Origin of the sequence: Chondromyces apiculatus DSM 436 (genome assembly GCF_000601485.1) — a bacterium.
GTDB classification, from domain to species: Bacteria; Myxococcota_A; Polyangia; order Polyangiales; family Polyangiaceae; genus Chondromyces; species Chondromyces apiculatus.
Genome location: NZ_ASRX01000082.1, coordinates 24,666 through 50,859 on the forward strand (window position 1 = coordinate 24,666; position 26,194 = coordinate 50,859).

At 71.4% G+C, this 26,194-nt stretch carries 21 protein-coding genes; 15 read left to right on the forward strand and 6 right to left on the reverse strand.

Annotation, left to right across the window (positions count from 1 at the left end):
* The first annotated feature begins 85 nt into the window (after positions 1 to 85).
* The 4 genes from CAP_RS36275 (at position 86) to CAP_RS36290 (ending at position 7,978) form a co-directional block, all read left to right on the forward strand.
* On the forward strand, positions 86 to 1,537 hold the full coding sequence (locus tag CAP_RS36275) for a pyridoxal phosphate-dependent decarboxylase family protein (RefSeq protein ID WP_044249429.1): 1,452 nt from the start codon (positions 86 to 88) through the stop codon (positions 1,535 to 1,537).
* Between the two features lie 97 nt (positions 1,538 to 1,634).
* Positions 1,635 to 3,299, forward strand: coding sequence for a serine/threonine-protein kinase (locus CAP_RS36280; RefSeq protein WP_052376610.1), 1,665 nt, complete (start codon positions 1,635 to 1,637; stop codon positions 3,297 to 3,299).
* A gap of 41 nt (positions 3,300 to 3,340) precedes the next feature.
* Complete coding sequence (locus CAP_RS36285; RefSeq protein ID WP_231511907.1) at positions 3,341 to 5,119, forward strand: hypothetical protein; 1,779 nt, start codon at positions 3,341 to 3,343, stop codon at positions 5,117 to 5,119.
* A 60-nt stretch (positions 5,120 to 5,179) separates the two neighbouring features.
* Complete coding sequence (locus tag CAP_RS36290; RefSeq protein ID WP_044249433.1) at positions 5,180 to 7,978, forward strand: hypothetical protein; 2,799 nt, start codon at positions 5,180 to 5,182, stop codon at positions 7,976 to 7,978.
* A 29-nt stretch (positions 7,979 to 8,007) separates the two neighbouring features.
* Here CAP_RS36290 and CAP_RS46320 read toward each other — a convergent pair whose 3' ends face one another.
* The gene (locus CAP_RS46320) at positions 8,008 to 9,273 is read right to left on the reverse strand and encodes a PAS domain-containing protein (protein WP_052376611.1); all 1,266 of its coding nucleotides are present in this window, start codon (positions 9,271 to 9,273) and stop codon (positions 8,008 to 8,010) included.
* 171 nt (positions 9,274 to 9,444) lie between these two features.
* On the opposite strand from CAP_RS46320, the gene CAP_RS36300 reads away from it, so the two are divergent.
* Entirely contained in the window at positions 9,445 to 10,782 is a 1,338-nt protein-coding gene (locus CAP_RS36300) for a putative DNA modification/repair radical SAM protein (RefSeq protein ID WP_063748804.1), read from the forward strand.
* Complete coding sequence (locus CAP_RS36305) at positions 10,779 to 12,251, forward strand: UdgX family uracil-DNA binding protein (RefSeq protein ID WP_044249436.1); 1,473 nt, start codon at positions 10,779 to 10,781, stop codon at positions 12,249 to 12,251. The genes CAP_RS36300 and CAP_RS36305 overlap by 4 nt, the downstream gene beginning before the upstream one ends.
* 138 nt (positions 12,252 to 12,389) lie before the next feature.
* Here CAP_RS36305 and CAP_RS46325 read toward each other — a convergent pair whose 3' ends face one another.
* Both CAP_RS46325 and CAP_RS36315 read right to left on the reverse strand, forming a co-directional pair.
* Positions 12,390 to 13,811: a serine/threonine-protein kinase gene (locus tag CAP_RS46325; protein WP_052376613.1), complete on the reverse strand. Its 1,422-nt coding sequence runs from the start codon at positions 13,809 to 13,811 to the stop codon at positions 12,390 to 12,392.
* Between the two features lie 364 nt (positions 13,812 to 14,175).
* Positions 14,176 to 14,604, reverse strand: coding sequence for a SpoIIAA family protein (locus CAP_RS36315; protein WP_044249438.1), 429 nt, complete (start codon positions 14,602 to 14,604; stop codon positions 14,176 to 14,178).
* 163 nt (positions 14,605 to 14,767) lie between these two features.
* On the opposite strand from CAP_RS36315, the gene CAP_RS36320 reads away from it, so the two are divergent.
* Positions 14,768 to 15,724, forward strand: coding sequence for a hypothetical protein (locus CAP_RS36320; RefSeq protein WP_044249441.1), 957 nt, complete (start codon positions 14,768 to 14,770; stop codon positions 15,722 to 15,724).
* A gap of 41 nt (positions 15,725 to 15,765) precedes the next feature.
* On the opposite strand, the gene CAP_RS36325 is transcribed toward CAP_RS36320, so the two are convergent.
* Complete coding sequence (locus CAP_RS36325) at positions 15,766 to 16,236, reverse strand: hypothetical protein (RefSeq protein WP_156041467.1); 471 nt, start codon at positions 16,234 to 16,236, stop codon at positions 15,766 to 15,768.
* A 455-nt stretch (positions 16,237 to 16,691) separates the two neighbouring features.
* On the opposite strand from CAP_RS36325, the gene CAP_RS36330 reads away from it, so the two are divergent.
* Entirely contained in the window at positions 16,692 to 17,003 is a 312-nt protein-coding gene (locus CAP_RS36330; protein ID WP_044249445.1) for a methyl-accepting chemotaxis protein, read from the forward strand.
* A 174-nt stretch (positions 17,004 to 17,177) separates the two neighbouring features.
* On the opposite strand, the gene CAP_RS36335 is transcribed toward CAP_RS36330, so the two are convergent.
* Positions 17,178 to 17,807, reverse strand: coding sequence for a TetR/AcrR family transcriptional regulator C-terminal domain-containing protein (locus CAP_RS36335; protein WP_044249449.1), 630 nt, complete (start codon positions 17,805 to 17,807; stop codon positions 17,178 to 17,180).
* 78 nt (positions 17,808 to 17,885) lie between these two features.
* On the opposite strand from CAP_RS36335, the gene CAP_RS36340 reads away from it, so the two are divergent.
* Positions 17,886 to 19,385 carry an FAD-dependent monooxygenase gene (locus CAP_RS36340; RefSeq protein ID WP_044249452.1) on the forward strand — a complete coding sequence of 500 codons (1,500 nt, stop codon included), beginning with the start codon at positions 17,886 to 17,888 and terminating at the stop codon, positions 19,383 to 19,385.
* Between the two features lie 236 nt (positions 19,386 to 19,621).
* On the forward strand, positions 19,622 to 20,587 hold the full coding sequence (locus CAP_RS36345; protein WP_044249455.1) for an NAD(P)-dependent alcohol dehydrogenase: 966 nt from the start codon (positions 19,622 to 19,624) through the stop codon (positions 20,585 to 20,587).
* A gap of 97 nt (positions 20,588 to 20,684) precedes the next feature.
* On the opposite strand, the gene CAP_RS36350 is transcribed toward CAP_RS36345, so the two are convergent.
* Positions 20,685 to 21,128, reverse strand: a complete 444-nt coding sequence (locus tag CAP_RS36350; RefSeq protein ID WP_044249457.1) for a hypothetical protein — start codon at positions 21,126 to 21,128, stop codon at positions 20,685 to 20,687.
* A gap of 221 nt (positions 21,129 to 21,349) precedes the next feature.
* Between CAP_RS36350 and CAP_RS36355 the strand changes: the two genes are divergently transcribed.
* From CAP_RS36355 to CAP_RS36375, 5 genes are all read left to right on the forward strand, one after another.
* Positions 21,350 to 22,021 (forward strand): glutathione S-transferase family protein, encoded by a 672-nt coding sequence (locus CAP_RS36355; RefSeq protein WP_044249459.1) that lies wholly within the window; start codon positions 21,350 to 21,352, stop codon positions 22,019 to 22,021.
* Positions 22,018 to 22,398, forward strand: a complete 381-nt coding sequence (locus tag CAP_RS36360) for a hypothetical protein (RefSeq protein WP_044249462.1) — start codon at positions 22,018 to 22,020, stop codon at positions 22,396 to 22,398. Before CAP_RS36355 ends, CAP_RS36360 begins: the two co-directional genes overlap by 4 nt.
* A 350-nt stretch (positions 22,399 to 22,748) precedes the next feature.
* A complete protein-coding gene (locus CAP_RS36365; RefSeq protein WP_044249463.1) occupies positions 22,749 to 24,830 on the forward strand; it encodes a type VI secretion system Vgr family protein in 2,082 nt (693 codons plus the stop codon).
* A gap of 104 nt (positions 24,831 to 24,934) precedes the next feature.
* Positions 24,935 to 25,291, forward strand: coding sequence for a PAAR domain-containing protein (locus CAP_RS52905; protein ID WP_044249465.1), 357 nt, complete (start codon positions 24,935 to 24,937; stop codon positions 25,289 to 25,291).
* Positions 25,288 to 26,166 (forward strand): DUF4123 domain-containing protein, encoded by an 879-nt coding sequence (locus CAP_RS36375; protein ID WP_044249467.1) that lies wholly within the window; start codon positions 25,288 to 25,290, stop codon positions 26,164 to 26,166. The genes CAP_RS52905 and CAP_RS36375 overlap by 4 nt, the downstream gene beginning before the upstream one ends.
* Positions 26,167 to 26,194: the final 28 nt, after the last annotated feature.

Consider the following 26,194-nt stretch of genomic DNA (forward strand, 5'->3'; position numbering starts at 1 on the left):
CTTGGTCCCTGGACCTGGGCATCCTATCAGAGCCGCGATGACGGACGCCCACCGCCTGCATGACGCTCAACGTGGACTTGGTGACATGAGCCCCGCCGACTTCCGCGAAGCCGGCGCGCGGGTGGTCGAGCAGGTGGCCGGATACCTCGAACGGCTCGAGGCGCTGCCCATCTTGCCGCCGATCGAGCCGGGAGACGTGCGCCGACAGCTCTCCGCGGCGCCCCCCTCTGCCCCCGAGGCGCTCGACGCGATCCTCGGGGACTACGCCCGCATCATCGAGCCGAACATCACCCACTGGCAGCACCCGGGGTTCATGGCCTACTTCCCCTCGGTCGCGACCGGCCCGGGGATCCTCGGCGAGTGGCTCGCCGCGGGCCTGAACTCCAACGTCATGCTGTGGCGAAATGCCCCGGCCTCGACCGAGGTCGAGGAGGTCACCGTCTCCTGGCTGCGCCAGCTCTTCGGCCTCCCCGACATCTTCGATGGGATGTTCACCGACACAGCCTCCATCTCGTCGCTGCTGTCCCTCGTCGCGGCGCGCCACGTCGTCCCGGGCCTCGACGCCCGCGACGAGGGCCTCGCTGGCAGACCCGAGGTCGGGCGGCTGCGGATGTACTGCTCCACCGAGACCCACTCCTCGCTGGAGAAGGCGGCCATCGTCTCCGGCGTCGGCCGCGCCGGCGTGCGTCGCGTCGCGGTCGACGAGGTCTTCCGCATGCGCCCCGACGCGCTCGCCGCGGCCATCGCGGAGGACCGGGCCGCGGGCTTCCTGCCCTTCTGCGTGGTGGCCACCATCGGCACCACCTCGTCCACGAGCATCGATCCCACGGCGGAGATCGCCGCCATCTGCCGCCGCGAGCGGCTGTGGCTCCACGTGGACGCGGCCTACGGGGGCGCCGCGGCGGTGGCTCCCGAGATGCGGCACCTCTTCCAGGGCTGGGAGCACGCCGACTCGATCGTGGTGAACCCCCACAAGTGGCTGTTCACGCCGTTCGACGCCTCGCTGCTCCTCTTCCGCTCCCCGGAGGTGTTCCGGGACGCGTTCAGCCTGGTGCCGGAGTACCTGCGGGTGCGCCAGCAGGGCGAGGCGCACGACTACCACGAGTACGGCATCCAGCTCGGCCGGCGCTTCAGGGCGCTGAAGATGTGGATGCTGATCCGCTACTTCGGCGCGGAGGGCCTGGCCGCGCGCGTGCGCGAGCACTGCCGGATGGCGCAGGAGCTCGGGGGATGGGTGGACGCGCACCCCACCTTCCAGCGCATGGCGCCGATCCCGTTCGCCACCGTGTGCCTGCGCCACGTGCCCGTCGCGCTCGCCGGTCGTGAAGACGAGCCCGAGGTGCGGCAGGAAATCGACGCGCTCAACGAGGCGATCCTCGACCACGTCAACCGGAGCGGGCAGATCTTCCTGTCACACACCCGCCTCGGCGGCCGGTACACCATCCGGGTGAACATCGGTAACCCGCGGCAGACCATGGATCACGTGCGCCACTGCTGGGCGCTCCTCCAGGAGGCAGCCTCGTCCGAGGTCGCCTGACCGTCGTGGTCATGTGAGGAAAAGGGCGTCGAAGGGCAACGTCTCCCTGCCTTTCCCCGCCTTTCCTGGCGCATCCGCTGTACAAAAGAGCAAGCGCATGGAGCCGGAGCCCAGGGTCCCCGAGCACGATACGCTGGAGGACAACGACCCTCCGGCGGACGCCCGGGGAGACGTCCATACGCTGCTGAAAGGTGAGCCTCCGGTGGGTGCCCGGGGTGACGTCCACCCCAACGCCGAGACGGCGCTCGTCCCGCCCTCCGGCACCCTCGCCTCGGGCCTCGTGGGGGTGGAAGCGCTGAACGTCGAGCCCGGCACGGTGCTCGCCGGCAAGTACCGGATCGAGCGTGTCCTCGGCAAGGGCGGCATGGGCCAGGTGCTCGCCGCCGAGCACGTGGAGCTGCGCGAGCGGGTGGCGCTGAAGCTCCTCCTGCCCGAGTCGCTGGAGAGCGGCCAGGCGCTCGCGCGCTTCATGCACGAGGCCCGCGCCGCCGCGAAGATCAAGGGCGAGCACGTGGCCCGGGTCCTCGACGTGGGCAAGCTACCGAGCGGCATCCCGTACATCGTCATGGAGTACCTCGACGGCCAGGACCTCGCCGAGGTGCTGGTGCGCGAAGGGCCGATGCCGGTGCGGGACGCCATCGAGCTGGTGCTGCAGGCCTGCGAGGCCATCGCCGAGGCGCACACCATCGGCATCGTGCACCGCGACCTCAAGCCCTCGAACCTCTTCCTCGCCCGCCGCCCCGACGGCTCTCCCACCATCAAGGTCCTCGACTTCGGCATCTCCAAGACCCTGCCCCGCGACGGCAACGAGCCGCCAGCGAGCCTGCACATGACCCGCACCCGGCAGGTCCTCGGCTCCCCCCTGTACATGTCCCCTGAGCAGCTCACCTCGGCGCGCAGCGTGGGGCCCGCGACGGACATCTGGTCCATCGGCGCCATCCTCTTCGAGCTCGTCGCGGGCGCGCCCCCCTTCGCGGCCTCCACCATGTCCGAGCTGCGCCAGCAGATCCTCTTCGAGGTCGCGCCCTCGCTGCGCCCCCGCCGCCCGGACGCGCCGCGGCATCTTGAGAAGATCGTCCGGCGCTGCATGGAGAAGGACCCGGCCCACCGCTACCCCGACATCGCCGCCCTCTCGCGCGACCTGCGCGCGCTGGCGCCCCCACGGGCGCGGCCCTCCATCGACCGGGTGCAAGCGATCTACCGCAACGCCGGCATGTCGGCCCCGGCCGTGGAGGTCGCGCCTGCGCGGCGCCGCAGCCTGATGGCGGCCACCGCCCTCGGCGCGCTCGCCGCAGGCGTGGTGGGCGCGTTCCTGCGGACGACCCTCACCCACGCGCCGACGCATCCTTCGACCTCGCCGACCGCACTGACCTTGCCGACCTCGTCGACCTTGCCGACCTTGCCGACCTTGCCGACCTTGCCGACCTTGCCGACCTTGCCGACCTTGCCGACCGCGCCGGGCGACACGGACCCTGGGACCACCGCCGCGAAGGCCGCCGCGTCCCCTCAGGCGATCACGGCGCCCTCCGCGGCAACCTCTGCGCCTTCCACCTCGCCGCCCGCGCCAGACGCGCCCGAGCCCTCTGCCACGCCCGCCGTCTCCGCGGCAGCGACCCCGGCCGCCTCCGGCAGGAAGCCCGCATCCAGTGCGGGACGCCCCGAGGCAGCGGCGCCACCGCAGGCCCCTGAGCCTCCGCCTGCGGCGTCCTCGGCGGACCCCTACTCCCTCTCCAACATGAAGCTCAAGCCACTCACCAAGTGATCCCCCGCTCCTCTCCCGCGCGGCGCCTCCGTGGCCTCGCCATGATCGCGCTCCTCGCGTCGACGGCCCCGGGCTGCGTCGACGGCCCCGCCGAGATCATGATCGTGCTCGAGAGCGATCTCGCCGTGCCGAAGGACATCGAGCAGGTCTCCATCGAGATCGTCACCGGCGGCGAGGTGCAGTTCGCCTCGGACTTCCCCACCGCGGGCGATGCCCTCCAGCTCCCCGCCACCCTGGGCGTCGTCGTCCACGACCCCACCGCGCTCGTCACCTTCCGCGCCACGGCGCTCAAGGGCGGCGTCCCGCGCGTCACCCGCCAGGCCGTGACCCGCGCCACGGAGGGGGCGGTGGGCATGCTGCGCCTGCCGCTCTCGTGGTTCTGTGACGGGGTGGTCTGCCCGGGAGGAGAGGCGAACCCGGCCGACCTCCAGACGTGCCACGAGGGCGCCTGCGTGCCAGCCTTCGTCCCTCCCGCGGACCTCCCGGACTACGCACCGGAGGACGTGTTCGGGGGCGGAGACGGCTCGGGCGACGGCACCTGCTTCTCCGTCACCGACTGCTTCGCGCTGCCAGTCCCGAGATTCCTCGACGCCGCGACCTGCAGGAGCGTCGGGGTGAGAGCAGACCTCGCCACCGCGGTGCAGACCGAGGGTGACGGCGTGTGCAACCAGCAGGGATGCTTCGTCCCCCTTCCCGCATCCATGCTCTCCACCGCCCTCGCGGAGGACACCTCCCTCGCCTTGCCGACCCGGATCTGTGACCGGACCGGCACGACACAGGCGCTCGGTGTCGCGCAATCCACCTCGTGCGGCCCCTGGGCCCAGCCCCATCCCCTCTGCGGCCCCTGGGCACCGACCGCCGGGCCCGCCCTCGACCCCGTGGCGCCCGTCACCCTTGCCGCTGGCCAGCGGCACCCTCAGGCCCTCGTGCTCCACGGGGAGCACGTCTACTGGACGAACGCGGGCAGCGGCGCCGCCGACGGAGAGATCAAGCGGACCCGCCGCGAAGGCGGCACCCCCGAGCGCCTCGCCTCGGACCAGATCCGGCCCGCGGGCCTCACCGTCATCGATCCCGGCGGTGGAGACGCGCTGCGCGTGGCGTGGCTGAGCGAGGGGGAGCGGTCCATCTTCAGCGTCCCGGTGGGCAGCGGCCTCGACCCGCTCCTCCTCCCCCGCCTCCTCGCCGAGCGCGAGGGCACGCGCGGCGCGCTCGCCCAGCAGGGCGGCCGGATCCACTGGACCACGTCCCTCGGCTTCGTGATGGCACTCCCGGTGGGCGGCGGCGCTCCCGAGGCGTTCAACCTCGACGCCCAGGACCCCACCGCGATCGTCGCTGTCGCGGACGCGGTGCTCTGGCTCGACCGCACCAACCGGCGCATCTGGGCGCGGGCGGGGTCGAACGCGCCAGCGCCCGTGGTGTTCACGGAGGGCAACGCCGGCATCCTCGCTGCGGACGCGACGCACGTTTACTGGACCGTCCCCGGCACCCTGGGCAGCACCGACGGCAAGGTGATGCGCGCGCGCTGGCAGGGAGGAAACGACGGCACCACCCAGGAAATCGCGGGCGGCGAGGACTACCCTTACGCGATCGCCGTGGGAGGGGCCGAGGTGTACTGGACCACCTGGGGCCAGGGGAGGATCCGGAGCACGCTCACCGGAGGCGGCACGCCGAAGACCCTCGCCACGGGAGAGCCTCACCCGATGGCGATCTCCGTCGACGCCTCGCACGTGTACTGGCTCAGCGCTGGCACGAGCGGGGCAGCCTTCGCCGACGGCGCACTCCGGCGTGTGTCCCGGGGTGCCCAGAGCGTCTCACCGTAGAATGGGGCAGGGAACATGGCCGATCACGTGAGGTGGCAAGGTGCTGGGCGAGCGAGAAAGGTGGCGGCCACGGGGCACGTCCTCCTCGCCGCTGCGCTCGGCCTCGCCGCGCTTGGCGCGCAGAGCCCCGCCCTCGGCCCCGAGCAGACCGTCGCCCCTCAGATCCTCACGGCGGAGCGGTTCGAGGTCGACGCCCTCGCGACCGTCGCCGGCCCAGGAGGGTTCCTCGTCACCTGGCAAGCAGCGCCCTACAGCGTGAACAGCGCGCACATCCGCGCCACCTTGCTCGATCCTGACGGTCAGCCCCTCGACCCGGTGGGCGTGACCCTCGGCGAGTGGTCCGGGAGCCCGTACCCCTGGCTCAAGGCGACAGGCGGCACGAACGAGTACCTCGTCGTCTGGCAAGAGACGGATGGCAACACGCCCGCCGAGACGCTCCGCGGGGCGCTCCTCGCTCCTCCCGGCAGCGGCAACAACCCCATCCTCTCCCGGTCCCTGATCTCCCAGATCGGTCAGCTCGTCGGACCGCCCGCCCTCGCGTTCGACGCCGCGCCCGGCCACCCCACCTCCGGCAGGTACCTGCTCCTGTACGCGAACGCCGACGGCGTGTGGGCGCGCTGGATGAGCCCGACCCCCGACGGCCTCTCGGACCCGCCGGACACGGACTTCATGATCATCGACGGGAGCACGCCGGTCAGCGCACCCAGGCTCGCGGCGGCGTGCAGCACCGGTGGCTGCCTCGTGGCCTGGGAGGGGCTCTGGTACGACACGTCCACGCAGGCGCTCCAGACCGCGCTCTTCACGAGGGCGGTCTCCGGCCTCGACCAGGCTGGGCTCGGGCCCACGCAGATGGTCCTCCCGTTCGAGCCCGAGGAGCTCGGCGACCTCGCGCTGTCGGCGGATGGCGACGGGTATCTCCTCTCGTACGCGATCGACGCCGGCGTCCCTTCCGTGAACGTCCTCCAGCTCGATGCGGCTGGAGCGCCGCTCGACCCGACACCTCTCGTGGTCACCTCCGACCCCACGGCGCGGTTCCCGCTCCTCGCCCGCACCGGGCCTGGTGAGCACCTCCTGGCCTGGCTCTCGAATCACGCGACCGTCACCCTCACCACGCTCGACACCCAGCCGGCGCCGCCGACCTCGGGGCAGGAAACGGATCTCTCGTGGCTCGGGTCCTCCTCGCAGACCGTGGGCCTCGCGTGCACGGACGCGCCGACCCGCTGTGTCCTCACGGGCCCCTTCAACACGGGCGCGCTCACGCTGCAGGGCGCCCTCGTCGATCCCGATCTCGGCAGCGCGCCCGACGCTCCACACACGCTCGCCACGCGCCCCTCGGCCCAGCGCGTCCCGGACCTCGCTTGCGGGCGCGGCGGCGCCTGCCTCGTCACCTGGCAGGAGGCTGAGGGCTTCAGCAAGAACCCCTTCATGACCGCGGTGATCGACGCGCAGCCCACCGCGGACGAGCCCCTGGCGATCCGCGTGGAAGCCCCCGTCCGCATCGGCCAGGGCCTGCCGGACAGCAGGCCCACGGTCGCCGCCGCGTCCCTGGAGCCCGGCGCACGCCAGCGCTTCCTCGCGGCGTGGCGGGGCCAGTACGACCAGGTGGACTCGTTCCAGCAGGGCATCCTGGCCATGGTGCTCGACGCCTCTGGCTCCCGGGTTCCGATCACCCTGGCGCCGCCGGTCGACGAGCCCTCCCCCTTCACCGATCCCGCGGCCGCGGCCAGCAGGGACCATTTCATGGTCGCCTGGGGCGAGAGCCAGGGCGTGGACGAGAACGCCCTCCATGTGGCGCGCATCGGCGCCCGCGGAGACCTCGCTGGCGGTCAGCCCGAGGTGCTCTCGATCGATGACGACACCCTCCTTGGCGGTTACCCCCCGGTGATCACCCACGACGGCGAGGCCTTCCTCCTCGTGTGGCCCACCCACGACGCTCACCTGTTTCACCTCACGGGCTGGAGGGTGACGGCCACTGGCCCCAGACCGACCGCCGTGGGCGAGCCCTTCGTGGCTGCGGGCTCGCTCCAGACCATGCGGGCTGGATCCTACGCGCTCGCCTCGGAGGGCAACGGCGTGTCCCTCCTGATCTGGGAAGACACGTTCTACGGCCCCGGCGACGTGGACTACGAGCTGCGCGCCGTGCGCCTCGGGCCCACGGGCTTCCCGCTCGGGGACTCCGTGCGCGTGACGAGCGGCGTCTCGGTGCATCACCCGCGGGTCACCTTCGATGGCGAGGTGTACCTGGTCTCCTGGCAGCGCAGGCGCGGAGACAACGAGGAGAGCTGGGGCACGTGGATCGGGCGTGACGGCAGCGTGTTCCCCGAGGGGGGCTTCCCGCTCTCGGCCGACGTCCGCACCGACGAGGCGCCGTCCCCCACGCGCGCGGCGGTGGTGTCGAGCCCGGGAGAGGGCCTCACCCTCCTCGCCACCACCCAGTCCCGGTTCGAGGAGCCGGGCGGGGGAGGATACGTGGACCCCGCGCGGGTGCGCGCGAAGCTCCTCGGCAACCCCTGTCAGCGCGCCTCTGCCCCCGTCACGTGTGCCGGGAGCGCGTGCGTGGAGGCCGGCTGGTGCCACCCCCTCACGGAGACCTGCGAGGCGCAGGTGCCCCGGCCCGACGGCACCGTGTGCGAGGGGGGCCTGTGCGTCGCTGGCACGTGCGTCCCCTCTCCCGAGTCCACACCGCCCGCCGAGCCCCCTCCGGCTCCCCTCGACGTCGGCGATGACCCTGCCGCTGCCGGCTGCGGGTGCCACGCGGTGTCCAGCGGCTCCTCCGGCCTCCCTGGCCTTCCCGCCCTCCTCGGCCTCCTCGCGCTCCTCGGCTGCAGGGTCTCCCGCAGGCGCGCCGCCCGCGCGTGACCCCCTGCGCGCCCCAAGCGCTCAGCGCTTCAGCGGCGCATCTGCGCGAGCATGCGCAGTGCCGCCCCCGGCGTCTGCTGCGTGCGGATCCCCGACAGATCTCCCCCGAGCGCCACCAGCGTCTGCGCCACTGCCGGCCTGATCCCGGTCACCACGGCGCGCGCCCCGAGCAGCCCGAGGGCCCGCACGATCCCCACCAGCCGGCCGGCCGTGTTCTCGTCCACCGCCTCGATGCCCGTCAGGTCCAGGATCACGTCCCGCGCCTTGCGCGCCACGACGGCCCTGAGCAGCCGCTCCGTGAGCGTCGCCGCCCGCGCCTCGTCGAGCGCGCCGAGCAGCGGCACCCCCACGGTCGACGCGTCCATCTCCAGGATCGGCGCCGACAGCGTGAGGATCTCCTCGTTCTGCGCCTGGATCTCCGCCAGACGCCGGTCGAGCTCCGAGGCCAGCGCCGCCTTCTCCTCCGCCTCCCGCCTGGCCCCCTCCACGGCCGCCGACAGCTCGCGCAGCGCCTCGTCGCGCGCCAGCTCCGCGAGGTGCTTCTCGGTGATGTCGCTGGCGAACCCGAGCACCTGCACCTCCCCGGAGCGCCGCACCACGGGCTGCTTCGTCACCTGGAGGTAGCGCGGCTCGCCACCTCTGGGCGTGAAGACGTCCAGCATCGTCTTCGCCAGGCCGCTGCGGATCACCTCCGCGTCTGCCCGCAGGTAGCCCTCGCTCTCCTCGCTCTCGTGCACCTCGCGCTGGCTCTTGCGGAGCACCTCCTCCACGGTCGACCCGTGCAGCGCCGCGTACGCCTTGTTCACCACCACGAACCGCCCGTGGCGGTCCTTCACGAAGATCGCGCTCGGCATCGTGTCGATCACCGCCCGGAGCACGTGGTTCTCCTCGGCGAGCGCCTGCGCCCGGGCCACCTCGTCGCCCTCGCCGCGCACCGTTGCGGCTCCGCAGGCGTGAGGGGCGCTGGAGACCGGAGAGACCGCGGCGGTCGCCGGGAGCGCCGGGAGCGCCGGGAGCGCCCGCGCGTGCAGGAGCGCCAGCGCCTCCGTGCCCGGGATCGCCACCACCGTGAAGCGGTATCTCGCGTCGCCTTCCGGGGGCGCTGCAGCCTCCACCTCGGTGCGCTCCAGCTTCCCTTCGAGGACGGCACGCACCGCCGTCCGTACGGCTGGCGCGAGTGGGGCTCCCCCGGCTGGCGCCAGCGCCTCCCGCCAGAGCGCGTTCATCTCGCGGAATTCGAGGTGACTGTCGAGGATGGCGACCGGCTCGGGGAAGATGTTCAGAGCGACATGCATGGGGCCTGGAGAGGTGTCGAAACGATCGCTGAGGGTCCTCCTGTCCGCGCAGCCCGTCAAGCTGCCCCGAACCCCCGAGCCCGCCCGGAAGCCCAATCTTTCCCGCATCCTACGATGCCTCGCCCCTTGCGCACCAGCGCCGCGGACCCACGATGAGGTGACCTGCACCCCATGGATCTCAGGGCCAAGCTCACCATCCTCGCCGACGCGGCCAAGTACGACGCCTCGTGCTCGTCGAGCGGCTCCAGGCGCAAGGGCGATCGCAACGGCCTCGGCAACTCCGAGGGCATCGGCATCTGCCACAGCTACACGCCCGACGGCCGCTGCGTGTCGCTGCTCAAGATCCTCTTCACCAACCACTGCATCTACGACTGCCAGTACTGCATCAACCGCGTCTCCAGCGACACCCCGCGCGCCCGCTTCGTCCCCTCCGAGGTCGTCGCCCTCACCCTCGACTTCTACCGCCGCAACTACATCGAGGGCCTCTTCCTCAGCTCGGGCGTCATCCGCAGCGCCGACTACACCATGGAGCAGATGGCGGAAGTCGCGCGCTCGCTCCGCGAGGATCACGGCTTCCGCGGCTACATCCACCTCAAGGCGGTCCCTGGCGCCTCTCCCGAGCTCATCGAGCGCGCCGGCCTCCACGCCGATCGACTCAGCGCCAACCTGGAGCTGCCCACCCAGCCCGACCTCGATCGCCTCGCCCCCGACAAGCAGATCGTCACCGTCGAGCAGACCATGCGCCACATCCATGCCCGCCGCGAGCAGGCCGAGGAGGAGCGCCGGGGCAGCCAGCGCGCCCCCACCTTCGTACCTGCCGGCCAGACCACGCAGCTCATCGTCGGCGCCACCGCGAGCCCCGACGCGGCCTACCTCGCCGCTGCCGACCGGCTCTACAAGAACCACGGCCTCCGCCGCGTCTACTACTCGGCCTACAGCCCCATCCCCCGCCCGGACGCGCGCCTCCCCGCCAAGTCCCCGCCCCTCTGGCGCGAGCACCGCCTCTACCAGGCCGACTGGTTGATGCGCCATTACGGCTTCTCCGCCTCCGAGCTGACCACCCCGGATGCGCCGGACCTCCCCCTCGATCACGACCCCAAGCTCGCCTGGGCCTTGCGCCACCGCGCGCTGTTCCCCCTCGACCTCAACACCGCCGCCCGCGAAGCCCTCCTCCGCGTCCCTGGCCTCGGCGTCCACTCCGTGGACCGCATCCTCGCCGCCCGCCGCGTGCGGCCCCTGCGCGTCGACGACCTGGCCAGGCTCGGCGCCTCCGTGCGCAAGGTGCGCCCCTTCGTCACCGCCCTCGGACCGAACCCCGAGGCCCACACCCTCGACCGCGTCGACCTCCAGGCCCGCCTCGTCCCGGCGCGCCAGCTCGACCTGTTCGCCGCCCCCACCCCCCGCGTCGTCACCCCGGACCCTGCCGCCTCCCGCCTGCTCGTGCCCGTCCCCGACGCGCTCCCCGGCGCCCTCCCCACCGCGGGCCCTGCCCTGGGGCGCCTCACGTGACCCAGGTGGTCACCGTCGACGGCCTCCCCTCCTTCCGCGCTGCTGCGCGCGACCTCGCTGCCCGCGGCGTCCGCCCCGAGGATCTCATCTTCCGCGACGCCGCCGCCGCCCAGGCCTTCCTGCCCGGCCTCGACGGCAGCGCACCCGCCGCGCCCCACGCCGCTGGCACCTCACGCGCACCCGACGCCCCGCGTGCCCCCGACGCCCCCCGTGCCCCCGACGCCCCCCGCGTCCCCCGTCGCTTCCTCGACATGGCCGAGCATGTGGCCTGCCACCGCGACCCTGCCCGCTGGGCGCATCTCTACCGCGTCCTCTACCGCCTCCTGCACGGCGAGCCGCGCCTCCTCGACGACCCTGCCGATCCCGACATCCGCCGCCTCGCCCAGCTCGACCAGCAGGTCCGCAAGGACATGCACCGCATGCAGGCCTTCGTGCGCTTCACCCGCGTCGAGACCCCCGACGGAGAGCGCTACCTCGCCTGGCACCGCCCCGACCACCGCATCGCCGCCCGCGTCGCCCCCTTCTTCGCCGACCGCTTCGGCTCCATGCGCTGGTCCATCCTCACCCCCGACGAGGGCGTGCACTGGGACGGAGACACCTTGCGCTTCGGCCCTGGCGCCCCCCGCGCCGAGCACGACGTCCCTGCCGACGCCGAGCTGCTCGACCTCTGGCGCGCCTACTACGCCGCCATGTTCGACCCTGCCCGCGTCAACCTCCGCAAGATGCGCGCGGACATGCCCCTTCGCTACCACGCCACGCTCCCCGAGCTGCGCAACGTCCACGATCTCGTCCGTGACTCCTCCCAGCGCACCCAGATCATGATCGCCAAGCACGCCGCTCCTGCGCCCACCGCCTCCGACGCCTTGCCCGCGCAGCGCACCTTGCCCGCGCTGCGCAAGGCCGCCGCTTCCTGCCGCGGCTGTGACCTCTACCGCTGCGCGACCCAGGTCGTCTTCGGCGAGGGCCCCGAGGACGCGCAGGTGATGCTGGTCGGCGAGCAGCCCGGGGATCACGAGGACCTCGAAGGCCGCCCCTTCGTCGGCCCTGCCGGCAAGCTCCTCGACGACGCCCTCGCCGCCGTCGGCCTCGATCGGGGCACGCTCTACGTCACCAACGCCGTCAAGCACTTCAAGTTCGAGCGCCGCGGCACGCGCCGCCTCCACGCCCGCCCGACCCAGCCCGAGATCCGCGCCTGCAGCACCTGGCTCCGGGCCGAGGTCGACGTCCTCCACCCGCGGATGATCCTCTGCCTCGGCGCCAGCGCTGCCCAGTCGTTCCAGGGCCCCTCGTTCCGCCTCACCGCGAGCCGCGGCGAAGTCTTCGACGACACCCCCTGGGCCCCCTGGTGGATGGCCACCTACCACCCCTCCGCCCTGCTCCGCATGCCGGACAAGGACGCCAGGGCCGCAGCCACGGAGGCCTTCCACGCCGACCTCCGCAAGCTCGCCCAGGATCTCGGCCGCAGGTGAACCTCCGAGGAAACCCACGGCGAGACGTTCTGCTCAGGGGCACTGCGTGGCGGCTGGCGCGAGCAGTTCGCGGGGAGTGGGGCTCCGTCGGGGTTCACTCCCGACGGGGCGAGGGGACGCGAGTCCCCTCGTCGAGGCTCAGAAGATGGAGCTCGGGCTGCTTCCCGCCTCGGGGAGTGGCTGAATGTCGAGCCGCGCCGGCACGGTGCGCGGCACCGGCGCAGGCTGCATCACCCGCCGGGTCTCCACCGCCTCCTTCTGGTGCGCCCACGCCCAGCTCCTCGGCGGCTGCGCGCCGCTCTCCTCCGGCGCGGCCGTGGGGAGCGTGGCCTGCGCGAGCTTCCCGGCCGCGCGCTGCTTGCTCGACGCCCGGGCGAGGGCCAGCCCGTGCGCGCTCAGCGCCTCCACCTGCGGCCTGAACGTCATCGCGCTGAGCCCTGGCGCTTCCGGCTCCTGCAGCACCAGCGCCGCCCCGCACCCCACGGACGTCGCCACCAGCCCTGCCAGGAACGCCCAGCCTGCCCAGCTCGCGTGCCGCCTCGTCCCGCCTGCGCGCGCCTCCAGCCCTGACAGCGGCGACGTCGCGCTCGCCAGACGGAACGCCTCCAGCATCTGCTCCACCGAGCGGAACCGCCGGCTCGGATCCGCCGCGAACGCCGTCGCGAACCACCCGTCGAACCCGCGCGGCAACCCCCGCCGGATCGTCGACGGCGCCGCTGTCGCCTCCAGGAGCAGCTTGGTGAGCACCTTGGCCGGCGTCTCCGCGCGGAACGGCGACACCCCCGTGAGCGCCTCGTAGAGGATCACCGCGATCGACCAGAGATCCGTCTTCTCGTCCACCACGAGCCCCTGGAGCTGCTCGGGGCTCATGTACGAGAGCGTCCCGAGCACCGTGCCGTAGGCGGTGCGGGGAGGCATGTCCATGGAGAGATCCGACCGGAGACCCTTGGCCAGCCCGAAGTCGGCCACCTTCACGTGGAAGCTGTTGGAGGGCCCGTCCAGGAGCAGCAGGTTGGACGGCTTCAGGTCCCGGTGCACGATCCCCTCGCGGTGCGCGGCGATGATCGCGTCCGCCACCTGCTCGAACAGCGAGAGCGCCTCGGGCACGCTCATCTGCCCGTGCTTGTTCAGGTGATCGCGCAGCGTCCGCCCCTGCACGTACTCCATGACCATGAACGACCCCACCCGCGGATCGTGCCCGCTGTCGTGCACGGCCACGACGTGCGAGGTGCTCTGCGCCAGCCGCGCCTCCACCTGCGCCTCGAAGACGAACCGCTGCCGCGCGATCAGCTCGGCCGAGCTTCCCCGCGGCAAGAGCAGCTTGATCGCCACGTGCGCCCGGAGCCGGGTGTCCACGGCCCGCCACACCTCACCTGCCGCGCCCTGACCGAGCCTGTCGAGGAGCTGGTAGCGCTTCGCGATCTCCATCCCGCGCCCGCGCCACGAGGAGCGCGGCGGCTCTTCGGCCGCGCTCTGCGCCTCCACCGTGCTCGTGGTGCTTGGGGGGACAGGCGCTTCGACGGTATCGACATCCGACAGGTGGAAGAGGGGGGGCTCCATGGTACTCCGGTGCCGTCGTGCGCCCTCCGCGCGTGTCCCGCAGGGCACACGGCAGGCGCGACAGCCGTGCGTGATCGACCGTCCAGGAGGGGGAATCTCCCCTGAAGCGAACGGCATGCCGACGGATGACGCCGTGTGCCTCCGTCCACCCCTGGCGAAACGGCGGTGAACCGATCGCATCCTTGTGGAAGTTCACCGCCCTGCGGAAACCCCCGGTGCCATTCCGGAAGCCATGTGCTCTTCGGTGACGTCGCCCTCGGGGGCCCGTACCGGCCCTGCACACCCTGCCATTGCGCAGCGCGGGCTCACCTCGCGCGTGCTTGTCCATGGCGGTCGTCGCCTTCCTGTGGGGGTCCTTTCCTGCTCAGCGGATGCGCTCACCACCGTCGAGCGCGACACGCCGCGCCTCGATCCAGCGCCGCGCCTCTGCCTCGGTCGCACAGAAGATCGCCGGCACCTCTTCACCCTTCATGAGGAGCTTGCGCACGAGGATCATCATGTTGAAGATCAGCCTCGCGTGGAAGCTCGCTCCGTAGACGGCGTAGCCGCGGAAGGGGATGTCGGTCGTCTCGTTGATCGCCTTGCGCGCCTCGCTCCCCACGTGGCCCAGATCCGAGGCGTCGAGCATGAGCAGCACCCGCCCGCTCTCCGCGGCGAGGATCCGCTCGAACGTCAACGTCTCCCGCAGCTCCTCGGCGGACAGGTCGCCGTGCAAGACCACCCGGATCACGTCGGGCGGCTCCACCGCGAAGAGGTGGCGTCCGATCTGCACCTGCCCGCTCACTGCCGTCATCGATCGCCCTGCCCCCCCCGGTGACGCCTCGACGCCACGCGGATACCTGAAGATTCACCCACATCCTCGCGCGTGCGCCAGAGATCTCGTCCAGCGCGACGCGCAGAAGGACGTCCGTCCAGCACTCCCGCGCGTTCACCTCTCCTTCGGGTACCGTGAGGTCATGACCACGGATCCTGAGCGTGCGTTTGCCGTCCTGGTCAGCCTCGCCACGCTGGAGGCGGCTGCCGCGAAGGACGAACTGCCCGCGCTCCGTCAGCGCCTCCTCGACCTCGCCCCGAGCTTCCCGACCGGAGGCACCCGCCGCGTGGTGCTCGACGGCCTCGCCGCCGCGCTCCGGGTGGACCTCGCCTTCCTCCGCGCGCACCCCGAGGAGATCCTCTCCACGCTCCACGCGCGCTGCGTCTTCGACGGCACCCTCGCCGCGCTGGCCCAGCGCTGGCGCGAGGAGCGCGCCGCCCAGCGCCCCCACGTCCCCTGGATCCGCGCCCTCGTGCCCGATGCGCTCCTGCCCCCCGCGACGGCGCTGGGCGGCGCGCTCCTCGCCGAGCTGCGTGAGGCCGGCGCCCACGCGCTGCTCGCCCTCACCGACGAAGGACACGTCCTCCTCGGAGAGCCGCGAGAGCCGCGCGCGCCGCGTCCGCCGCGTCCGCCGCGCCCCTTCACCGTCACCTCCCGGCCTTGGAAGGGCGCCGCGCTCCACCACGCCGACACCGGCGCGCACCACGTCGACCTCCCCATCCCCGAGGGAGGGAACGCCAGCGCCTCGGCCTTCTCGCCCGACGGCACCCGGTGTGCCCTCGTCGGCTGCAGCGACCCCGACGGCGTCACCTCCTCCACGCGCCTCTGGTACGCCACCCCCGAAGCCCTCCGCGCCCTCCGCGCCCTCCCTGGGTGGGGCGGCTTCGACGGCCCGGACCCCGGCGCCCTCGACCTCGACGCGCGCGCCGGCGTCACCACCCTCGTCGAGCGCGCCACGGGCCGGAAGCTCGCCGCCATCCCCCTCGACGGCCCCTGGATCATGCACCCCGCAGGCCGCATCTGGGCCAGCCCCACCGCTCAGATCCTCCTCGAAGGAGGAGCCGCCCTCGAAGGACGGGCGCGGGAAACGGCGCCGTAGGAGCGTCGAACAGGACGGAATCGAGGGGCGCGGCGCGCTCTTCAGGCGACGGCGCTGAGAGAGACGCGGCGGGCGTTGATCCAGGCGTTGGCTTCGGCCTCGCCGGGCAGGAAGACCACAGGGTGGTCGTCGGTGGGGGTGAAGAGGCTCATCACCCCGGCGACGAGCCTGGCAATGATGCGCGCGTGAAACGACGTGCTGTGGATCACGGTTCCGCGCATTGGAATGCTGGAGCCTCCGCCGAGGGCCCGGCGGGCATCCGCCGAGACGGTGCCGAGCCCTGAAGCATCGGCGATCACCAGCACGTAGCCGTGCTCGCGGGCAGCGAGCCGATACTGCTCGAAGATGAGCAAGATCTCCTGCGCGGAGATATCGCCATCAATGACCAGATGGACAACATCGGAGGGCTGCCTCCATACCCGATGTCGTCCAATGTGGACGTCATTTGCACCTTCATCGATTCTATGCGACGAGGTGGTAGAGGAGGGGCGCGCGGCTGCTGCTGTACTCATACGCCTCCCGGAAATGCAATGGCTCCCACACGGGCCGGACAGTGCGGAATTACGCTGCTCCGGTAGCTGCTCCTCGATTCACAATCGAGAACGCCGCACGGGAACCATTCAGGCAATTCAACAAGGAGATTAGCAGACGACCGAGCCTGGACCCCATAGGAGGCTTCCCGATTCTGTCGCCACGTCGACCGGCGCGACTTCCAGGGAGGGGGCTGCGGCTTACCTCCACGTCGGCGCACCCGCCCGCAGTGGAACAAGCATGCACACGACGCAGGGGCTGCTCCGCGATCGGCTGCGGCTTCGATTCCGCAGTGGTGAAATGAGTCCTGTGGTGTGGTGCGCTGGAGGCTGTGACGGTGGGGCGATTCACAGGAACCTGACGCTCAGCCGCGCGATGAGAAACCGCCACATCCCGGAGGAACGACGGCCACCTCCTGGAGGAGGACGCTGACGTCTTGGAGGAGAACGGCGACGTCTTGGAGGAGGTCGGCGACGTCTTGGAGGAGGTCGGCGACGTCTTGGAGGAGAACAGCGACGTCTTGGAGGAGAACAGCGACGACTTCGAGGAGGTCGCTGACGTCTTGGAGGAGAACGGCGACGTCTTGGAGGAGAACAGCGACGTCTTCGAGGAGGTCAGCGACGTCTTCGAGGAGAACGGCGACGTCTTCGAGGAGAACGGCGACGTCTTGGAGGAGGTCGGCGACGTCTTGGAGGAGAACAGCGACGTCTTCGAGGAGGTCAGCGACGTCTTCGAGGAGGTGGGTTGATGTCCTGGAGGGTATGGATCGATATCCTCCAGGAGGAGAGAGTGATCTCCTGGAGGTGAAGGGGTGACCTCTTCGAGGAGATGGGGGTGACCTCTTCGAGGAGATGGGGGTGACCTCTTCGAGGAGATCACTTAAATCGTCGAGCTTGCTGGATAAATCGCCGGGAGCGCCGGGTCAGAGGCTGGCCTTCAGGCCGGCGAGGAGCGCGTTGAGCCCGAACAGGAAGCGGGCGTCGAGGTCCTCTTCGAAGATGTCGTCGAGGACAGCGTAGACGTTCGGGTAGGCGGCAGGAGAGAAGGTCGAGAAGTGCGCCCGGCGCTTGGACAGGTCGACGGGCTCGGGGTTCGAGCGCGGGTCGAGCGCCTGTTCCTCCATGGTGAAGCCGATCACGTAATGGAGAATGCTGAAGCAGCCCCAGGCGGCAGTGCGCTCGCCTGCACCTGCTTTGCGCAAGGCACCCATCATGGCCTCGCTCACGCGCAGCACGTTCTCGGTGACGATGTAGGTGCCCGCGAAGACCCGCGCGCCGTCGCGGCGGGAGAGCAGGGCTCCGCGCAGCTCGGAGGCGACCGCCGTCACCACGTTCTCCCAGCGCGCCCGTGACTTCACGGCGCGGGCCACGGGGGTGATCAGCGCGTCCGCCATTCCATCGAGCAGCGCCGTCTTGCTCGCGAAGTGCCAGTAGAGCGACGGCGCCTGGATGTTCAGCTTCTGCGCGAGCTTGCGCATCGTCACGCCCTCGATGCCCGCCTCGTCCAGCAAGGAAAGCGCAGCCTGCACGACCTGGTCTTTCTGGATGCGCAAGCTGGGCTCCCTCCTGTCGGTTGACACCCTAACACCGTTAGGTAAAACTAACGGTGTTAGGTTGGAGGAGGTGGCCGCATGAGACGGTACGAGGCGGACGTGGCGGTGGCGGGCGGCGGGCCCGTGGGCCTGATGGTGGCCTGCGAGCTCGCGCTCTCCGGGATGAAGGTCGCTGTCTTCGAGCGGAGGGTGGCGCGGGTCGAGCAATCGCGGGCGCTGACGCTGCACCCACGGTCGCTGGAGATCCTGGCGCTGCGGGGGCTCGTGGAGAGGTTCCGGGAGCGGGGGCACCCCATTCCGGTGGCGCACTACGCCGCGCTGGACACCCGGCTGGATCTCTCGGCGCTCGATTCATCGTTCAGGTTCACCCTGTTCATTCCCCAGGCGCTGACGGAGGCGCTCCTGGAGGCGCGCGCGCTGGAGCTGGGCGTGGACCTTCACCGGGGGCACCTGGTCACCGGGGTGGGCGAGGGAGACGGGGCGGTGGAGGTGGAGGGGACGTGCGGCGGGGACACGTTCGCGGTGAAGGCGCGCGCGCTGGTGGGCGCGGACGGGGCGCGGAGCGCGGTGCGCAAGCTCGCCGGGATCCCGTTCCCGGGCACGGAGGCGACGGCGAGCCTGATGCTCGGCGACGTGGTGCTCACCGAGCCTCCGCCGTCGGCGCCGCTCTCCGCGCTGAACACAGGGGGAAACCTGCTGCTCGTGCCGCTCGGAGACGGGGTGCACCACCGGCTGGTGGTGGTGGACCCCGAGCGGCTCGACGTGCCGCTGTCCGAGCCGGTGACCCTGGAGGAGCTGTCCCGGGCGACCCGCAAGATCGTGGGGACCGACTTCGGGATGACCAGGCCCTTCTGGCTCTCGCGCTTCGGCAACGAGACGCGGCAAGCGGCCACGTACCGCGAGGGATGGGTGTTCCTGGCGGGGGACGCGGCGCACGTGCACCTGCCAGCAGGGGGGCAGGGGCTGAACGTGGGCCTGCAGGACGCGATGAACCTCGGCTGGAAGCTCGCGGGGGTGCTGCGCGGGCTCGCGCCGGCGTCGCTGCTCGACACCTACCAGGAGGAGCGTCACCCGGTGGGGGCCCGGCTGCTGCAGGACACGCTGAGCCAGACGGCGCTGCTGCTCGCCTTCGATCCCGCAGGGCTCGCGCTGCGCGCCACGCTGTCGCGGCTCCTCACCACCCCGGAGGCGAACCGGATGCTCGCCGCACAGATCTCCGGCTGCGACGTGGTCTACCCGGATCCGGTGCTCCCGGCGCCGCCCGGGATGGAGGTCGCCCCAGGCCTCACCGGGCGACGCTTGCCGCGCTGCGGGCTGCGGCTCGAGGACGGCGCGGAGGTGTCACCCTTCACGCTCTTCCGCGAGGGCAGGTGGGTGCTCCTGCGCCGCCCCGGGACGCACGCGCCAGCGCTCCCCGAGCCCTGGGCGCGCTGGACGTCGGTGGTCACCGCCACGGTCGACGGTGGCGGCGAGGGCCTGCAGGGGTGGTCGTCGATCCTGCTCCGCCCCGATGGGCGGGTGGGCTACGTGGCGCGTGATCTCCGGAGCGAGCTGGTCGATCCGCGCGACGCGCCGTGACTGCATGGATCTCCGTGGAGACACGAGGGCCTCGCCTGCTGGTTCAGCACGCGTGGAGGAGCCTTTCGAGGTCCTCCACGCGCAGCGAGCCCGAAGTGTGTCATCCTGGATCGCGAGCCTCCTTCAGGCTCCGGAGATCGCAGAGGGCGCCCATGGACGAATCAGCTCGGCAAAGCCCGGCGACATCCCCGGACCCACCGGCCGCCTCCCCGTCTCCCGCCGACGCCCCGCGGAAGATGAGGGCGATGGTCCACGACGCCTACGGGGCCCTGGAGTTCCTCGAACTGCGGGAGATCGACCTGCCAGCCCTCGGCGACGACGCGGTGATGGTGCGCGTTCAGGCGGCAGGGCTCCACGTGGGCGACTGCTTCGGGGTGCGCGGCGAGCCCTTCGCCATGCGGCTGGTGAGCGGCCTGCTCAGGCCCCGGTACGGGGTGCCGGGGTTCGACCTGGCGGGTCGGGTCCACGCGGTCGGCAGGAACGTGAAGCGGTTCCAGCCGGGTGACGAGGTGTTCGGCGTGTGCGAGGGCTCCTGCGCCGAGTACGCGCGCGCCGGAGAGAACCAGCTCGCGCTGAAGCCTGAGAGCCTCACCCTGGAGGAAGCGGCGGCCCTGCCGACGTCCGCCCTCGCCGCCCTCCACGGCCTCCGCGATGCGGGGAAGCTCCGGGCGGGACAGAAGGTGCTGATCAACGGCGCGTCGGGCGGCGTGGGGACCTTCGCCGTGCAGATCGCCAAGGCGCTCGGCGCCGAGGTGACGGGCGTCTGCAGCACCGCGAACGTGGCCCTGGTCCGTTCACTCGGCGCAGACCACGTGGTCGACTACACGCGCGAGGATTTCACGCAGCGCGCGGAGCGCTACGATCTCGTCCTCGACAGCGTGGAGAACCGCTCCCTGTCGGAGTGCCGGCGCCTCCTCACCCCCGGCGGGACGCTCCTCCTCAACAGCGGCACCGGAGCGCAGGGTATGGACATGCTGATCCGGCTCGTGAAGCCGCTCCTGGTGTCCCCCTTCGTGCGCCAGAACCTGCGCCGCTACCTGTCGACGCCGAACCACGAGGACCTGGTCGTCCTGAAAGATCTCGTGGCATCCGGGAAGCTCCGCCCGGTCATCGACCAGACGTACCCCCTCGCCGGGACCGTGAAGGCCCTGCGCCACATCGAAGGCGGGCACGCCCGAGGCAAGGTCGTCGTGACGGTGTGAGCGCAGCCCCGTGGGGGCGGGCTTCGCGTGGGGGCAGGCTTCGCGTGGGGGCAGGCTTCGGGTGGGGGCAGGCTTCGCGTGGGGGACGCGCGTGGCGTCAGGAGGTGCTCTTGGCGCTGCAGCCCCTGGCGACCCAGCCGCCCCCGCTCTGGCGCTCCCGGAACTCCTCGCGCAGCTCGCTGCGGGCGTCGTCGCGGAGCAGCTCGCAGGGGTCGAACCAGTGGGTGGTCACGGCCCTCGCCAGCACCGGCGCGAGGTCGCCCTGGAACTCGGGGTTGTCGGGGCAGCGGTACTTCCAGAGCGCGCCGCGGGCGGGCAGGTCGGCGAAGCAGAGCACCTCCTTCACGCCCCCGTTGCAGTTCGTGGCGACCACGAGGTAGGCGCCGGGCAGCACGGCACCGGGCTTCACCCGGAGAATGACGTCGTGATGGAACTCGCCCTGCTGCCAGTGGTCGAGCAGGTCGAACTCGCCCACGGCGCGGCGCAGCTCGTCGAGGAGGGCTCCGAGGACCAGCGTTTCGGCGAGGCGGCGTACCAGCATCCAAGGAGCGTAGCACGGCGTTCCCGACGCGCCCCAAGCGCCCCAAGCGCCCCAAGCGCCCCAAGCGCCCCAAGCGCCCCAAGCGCCCTACGCATGGGAGGCGCCAGATCCGGCCGACACGCGCGCTGCGCGCTGCGCCGAAAACCGGGCGGGGTGCCGTGCCCGGCGGATCGGGCGCTGTCCGCTTGCCGCCAGCCTGCGGCGGTGGCCTGGTGGCGGGCATGCTCACCGTCCATCACCTGAACAACTCTCGCTCACAGCGCGTGCTCTGGTTGCTCGAAGAGCTGGAGGTCCCCTACGAGGTGAAGCGCTACGAGCGCAACCCGAAGACCATGCTGGCGCCGCCCGAGCTGAAGGCGGTGCACCCGCTGGGGAAGTCGCCGGTGATCACCGACGATGGCAAGACCATCGCGGAGACGGGGGCGATCATCGAGTACATCCTCGCGACGTACGGCAAGGGGCGGCTCGTCCCGCCGGAGGGCTCGCCGGAGCGGCTCAGGTTCACGTACTGGCTGCACTACGCGGAGGGATCGGCGATGACGCCGCTCCTGCTCAAGCTGGTGTTCTCGCAGCTCCCGAAGCGCGCGCCGGCGCTCTTGAAGCCGGTGGTGAAGATGATCGCGGGCAAGGCGCAGTCGACCTTCATCGATCCCCAGATCGCGCTGCACGTGGGCTACTGGGAGAGCGAGCTTGGCAAGTCGACGTGGTTCGCGGGCGAGGAGCTGACGGCGGCCGATGTGCAGATGAGCTTCCCGGTCGAGGCCGCGGGGGCCCGGGTGGGCTACCCCGACCGGCCCAGGTTGAAGGCGTTCCTGGAGCGCATCCAGGCGAGGCCCGCGTACAAGAAGGCGCTGGAGCGCGGGGGGCCCTACGGCGTGGTGGGAGGGACGTGAACCGGGAGGCGCACGAGGAGCGCGAGGAGCGCGAGGCGCTGCGGGAGATGGAAGGGCCGCGCCCCGGCGTGAGCGGGGTGGCGAGCGGGTTGCTCCTCGTGGCGGCGAGCGTGTTCGGGGGGGGCGTGCTGGGGCTGGTGATCGGGGTGCCGGTCGACAAGGCGCTGACGTCGGGGCACGGCTTCTCCGGGCTCGGGGGGATCGTGTTCGGCACGCCGCTCGGGATGATCGTGGGGCTCGTGGCGGGCGTCGTGGGGGTGGTGCGGCTGCCGCTGGCGGGATCCAGGCTGCGCCTGGCGGCGGTGGCGCTCGGGGTGGGGGTGGCGTGCATCCTGGCGATGGTCTTCGCGGTGCAGACAGGGTTGATGGACTGGTGACGTGGCACGGTACGCGCGTGCGCGTGTCGGCCCCGTGCATGCCGCTGTCACTGGTCGGCTACCGTGATGGTGCGCGGGTGGTGACGCCTGGGCCGCGGTGATGGCGACATGCGGCGATCGCGAGGGCGCGGCGAGGGCGCGGCGAGGGCGCGGCGAGGGCGCACGGGAACATCCGATCCTCTGCGTTGCGGCGTGTTGCGGCGCGTTGCGGCGCGTTGCGGCATAAGGAACGCGCGCTCTCCGTCTCTTGTACGGAGGAGGAGACCATCGTACAGTCGCTCCACGATTGGGCCCGCGTCCCTACGTATTGCGCGGTGAGCGCGAGGGGGCGCCTGAGGAGGCAGCGTGCGATGGCGACTCTGACGCTCAGCTTCGCGAACGGCGAGACTTCACTGTCGGTGCGGCGATTCTCCGTGGAGGAGGGCATCTCGAACCTCTTCACGGTGTCGGTGTGGGCGCGGTCCGAGAGCCCGAGCATCGATCTCGAAGGGATCGTGGGGCAGCAGGCGAGCCTCAAGGTGGAGAGCGGCTACGTGCACGCCAAGCTCGGGGGCGGGCGCTTCTGGAACGGCGTGGTGCGCACGATCCAGCAGGTGCAGGCGGTGCAGCCGACGGGGAGCGGCGACCAGCTCTCGACCTACCACATCAACATCGTGCCGAGGCTGTGGCTGCTGACCCAGCGGCGGAACTACCGCATCTTCCAGCACCTCAGCGTGCCGGACATCGTGGACAAGCTGCTCGGCGAGTGGCAGGTGTCGCCGACCTGGAAGGCCGAGCGCGGGCGCTACCCGAAGCTCGAGTACCGGGTGCAGTACGGTGAGAGCGACTTCGCCTTCCTGAGCCGGATGCTGGAGGAGGCAGGGATCTCGTACACGTTCCCGGACCAGGACGCGGGCGGCAACGGGATCGTGCTGGGCGACGAGCTGCAGTCCGCGGAGCCGCGGGCAGGCGGGCCGCTGCCGTTCATCGACAACGCGCTGAAGCAGACCGAGGTGGAGCACGTGACCAACGTGCGGCTCGGGCACGCGGTGCGGCCCGGGGCCCACACCATCCGCGACTACGACTTCCGGAACCCGGCGTTCTCGCTGTTCGGGGACGCGCCGAAGGCCGGCGGGTCGGAGGCGAACTACGAGCAGTACCACTACGAGCCCGGCGCGTTCCTCGTCGAGGGCGGCGGCGGTGGCGGGACGCCGACGGCCGACGACAAGGGCGCGGCGCGGTACGAGCAAGGGTTCGGCAAGGGCCGGGCCGGGCGGCTCCTCGGGGGCACCCGGAGCGATCGGCGCACGGTGCCGTTCAACACCAACATCATCGACATGTGGCCGGGCCACGTGATCAGCCTGGCGGATCACCCGCACGCAGAGCTGGCGTCGAGCGCGCGGCTTCTGGTGACGCAGTTCGCGGTGGAAGGGACGCCCGAGGGGGAGTGGACGATGGCGGCGCAGGCGGTGTTCGCCGACGCGCCGTACCGGCCCGCGCAGAAGACGCCGAAGCCGCGGGTGGAAGGCGTGCAGACGGCGACGGTGGTGGGGCCGGGCGGGGAGGAGATCCACACCGACGAGTTCGGGCGGGTGCGGGTGCAGTTCCCCTGGGATCGCGAGGGGCAGAACGACGACAACAGCTCCTGCTGGATCCGGGTGAGCCAGGGCTGGGCGGGCACGGGCTACGGGATGATCGTGCTGCCGCGCATCGGGCAGGAGGTGCTGGTGGGCTTCCTCGACGGCAACCCCGATCAGCCGATCATCGTGGGGCGCGTGTACAACGCGAAGCAGGTGGTGCCCTACAGCCTGCCCGAGAACAAGACGCGCTCGTCGTGGAAGAGCGACTCGTCGCCGGGATCGAACGGCTTCAACGAGATCATGTTCGAGGACAAGCAGGGCGAGGAGCTGGTCTGGGAGCAGGCCGAGAAGAACCGCCGCCGCCTCGTGAAGAACGACGAGACCATCGCCATCGGCCACGACCGGCAGAAGATGGTCCAGAACGACGAGTACGAGAAGACGATCGGCTTCCTCAAGGTGTACGTCGGCAAGGACCAAGACATCGTGGTCCAGCAGGACAAGCGCGAGCGGGTGGAGGGGAGCAGCCACCTCTACGTGTACGGCAAGCGCAACCAGCGCATCGAGGGGAACCAGTCCCTGACGGTGAAGGGCAACCGGCAGGAGTACGTGGGCGAGAAGCACGCGCTCGCCGTGGAGGACCAGATCCACCTCAAGGCCGGCGGGGCGATCGTGATCGAGGCGACCGACATCACCCTGAAGGCCCCCGGGGGGTTCATCCGGATCGACGACAGCGGGATCGTGATCCGCGGCAAGGTGGTGCGGATCAACAGCGGCGGGTCGGCAGGCAGCGGCGCCGGATCGAGCCCCGAGGAGCCCGAGAAGGCGATCGAGGCCGAGGTCGACGACGTGAGCAAGACGCTGATCGGCCAGTGAGCCCGCGGTGGATGCGGACGGCGTGTGGGTGCGGACGGCGCGTGAGCCCGGACGAGGAGTGAGCCCGGGCGGCGTGTGAGACGAATGGGAGAGGAGCCGTAGCGATGCCTCCTGCAGCGAGAATCACGGACAAGCATTTGTGCGCGAAGTGCCCTCCGAACGTGGACGCGGCGGGCGAGGGGACGGTGATCGTCGGCTTCCAGCCTCAGGCCCGGGTGAGCGATGCCCAGGCCTGCGGGGCGTCCATCACCAAGGGCGAGTCGACGGTGATCATCGGCAACCAGGACGCGGCGCGAAAAGGCGACCCCACCTCGCACGGGGGCGTCATCGGCTCGGGCTGCCCGACGGTGATCATCGGCTCGAACCCGACCTCGCTGAAGACCGACAAGCCGTTCTGCGAGGACTGCGCGCGGAAGGCCGCGGAGCGAGAGAAGCAGCAGAGCGCGGGGAGCGGGGCGTGACCGAGCCGCGGCTGATCGTGGAGGTGCGCTGGGGGAAGCTGGCCGGCACGAAGGCGGCCATCCCCCCCGGCGGGTCGCTCGTGGTCGGTCGGACCGATCTCTCGGATCTGGTGGTGCCGCACGACACGGAGCTGTCGGGGTCGCACTTCGAGCTGTCGTGGAGCGAGGGGGTGTGCGCGCTGCGGGACCTGGAGAGCCTCTCGGGGACCAAGGTCGGCGGTGAGGCGGTGCGCGAGGCCCAGGTGCCGCACGGGGGCTGGATCCACGCGGGCGAGACCGACTTCATGGTCTACGTGGAGGGCCGGACGCCGCCGAAGAAGAAGGAGCTCGACGCAGCCGAGGCGGCGGGGGAGAGGGCGCGGCTCGACGCGGCGCACGAGGCGCTGAAGTTCCTGCGGCAGAAGGCCGAGGAGGCGCCGCTCTACGCGGTGGTGGACGGGGCACGGGACAACCGGATCCTGGCCGTGCTGCGGGAGCACCTGGAGCGGCAGCAGTCGCTCTACGACGGGCTGCAGGGAGAGGTGATCGAGGACATCGCGCCGTATCTGGTGGGGCCGATGCTGCCCGACTCGGGGCTCCTGGAGCGGCTGGCGATGGAGGGGTGGGGGAAGCGCTGGGGGATCTGGTGCACGAGCGACGAGAAGTTCGTCGAGGTGCGGCGGCACTGGCGCAGGTTCCTGATGGTCGACCTGGAAGAGTCGGGGGAGCGGGTCTACTTCCGGTTCTACGATCCGGGGGTGCTCCGGGTGTTCTGGGGGACGTGCGACACGGCGCAGCTCACGGCGCTCTCGGAGGACCTGACGGGCCTCTTCGTGGAGAGCAAGGAGGGCGCGGTGGTGGCGCTGCCGCTCGTGCAAGGCGCAGGCGATGCGTAGCGTGGCGCGGGCCCCACGCGGTTTGGTG

What these genes read in the sequence shown, in the direction of transcription:
- CAP_RS36275 (WP_044249429.1), top strand. Translation starts at nt 86, where the DNA reads ATGAGCCCCGCCGACTTCCGCGAAGCCGGCGCGCGGGTGGTCGAGCAG.
- CAP_RS36280 (WP_052376610.1), top strand. Translation starts at nt 1,635, where the DNA reads ATGGAGCCGGAGCCCAGGGTCCCCGAGCACGATACGCTGGAGGACAAC.
- CAP_RS36285 (WP_231511907.1), top strand. Translation starts at nt 3,341, where the DNA reads ATGATCGCGCTCCTCGCGTCGACGGCCCCGGGCTGCGTCGACGGCCCC.
- CAP_RS46320 (WP_052376611.1), bottom strand. Translation starts at nt 9,273, where the DNA reads ATGCATGTCGCTCTGAACATCTTCCCCGAGCCGGTCGCCATCCTCGAC.
- CAP_RS36300 (WP_063748804.1), top strand. Translation starts at nt 9,445, where the DNA reads ATGGATCTCAGGGCCAAGCTCACCATCCTCGCCGACGCGGCCAAGTAC.
- CAP_RS46325 (WP_052376613.1), bottom strand. Translation starts at nt 13,811, where the DNA reads ATGGAGCCCCCCCTCTTCCACCTGTCGGATGTCGATACCGTCGAAGCG.
- CAP_RS36315 (WP_044249438.1), bottom strand. Translation starts at nt 14,604, where the DNA reads ATGACGGCAGTGAGCGGGCAGGTGCAGATCGGACGCCACCTCTTCGCG.
- CAP_RS36320 (WP_044249441.1), top strand. Translation starts at nt 14,768, where the DNA reads ATGACCACGGATCCTGAGCGTGCGTTTGCCGTCCTGGTCAGCCTCGCC.
- CAP_RS36325 (WP_156041467.1), bottom strand. Translation starts at nt 16,236, where the DNA reads ATGAGTACAGCAGCAGCCGCGCGCCCCTCCTCTACCACCTCGTCGCAT.
- CAP_RS36340 (WP_044249452.1), top strand. Translation starts at nt 17,886, where the DNA reads ATGAGACGGTACGAGGCGGACGTGGCGGTGGCGGGCGGCGGGCCCGTG.
- CAP_RS36345 (WP_044249455.1), top strand. Translation starts at nt 19,622, where the DNA reads ATGAGGGCGATGGTCCACGACGCCTACGGGGCCCTGGAGTTCCTCGAA.
- CAP_RS36350 (WP_044249457.1), bottom strand. Translation starts at nt 21,128, where the DNA reads ATGCTGGTACGCCGCCTCGCCGAAACGCTGGTCCTCGGAGCCCTCCTC.
- CAP_RS36355 (WP_044249459.1), top strand. Translation starts at nt 21,350, where the DNA reads ATGCTCACCGTCCATCACCTGAACAACTCTCGCTCACAGCGCGTGCTC.
- CAP_RS36365 (WP_044249463.1), top strand. Translation starts at nt 22,749, where the DNA reads ATGGCGACTCTGACGCTCAGCTTCGCGAACGGCGAGACTTCACTGTCG.
- CAP_RS52905 (WP_044249465.1), top strand. Translation starts at nt 24,935, where the DNA reads ATGCCTCCTGCAGCGAGAATCACGGACAAGCATTTGTGCGCGAAGTGC.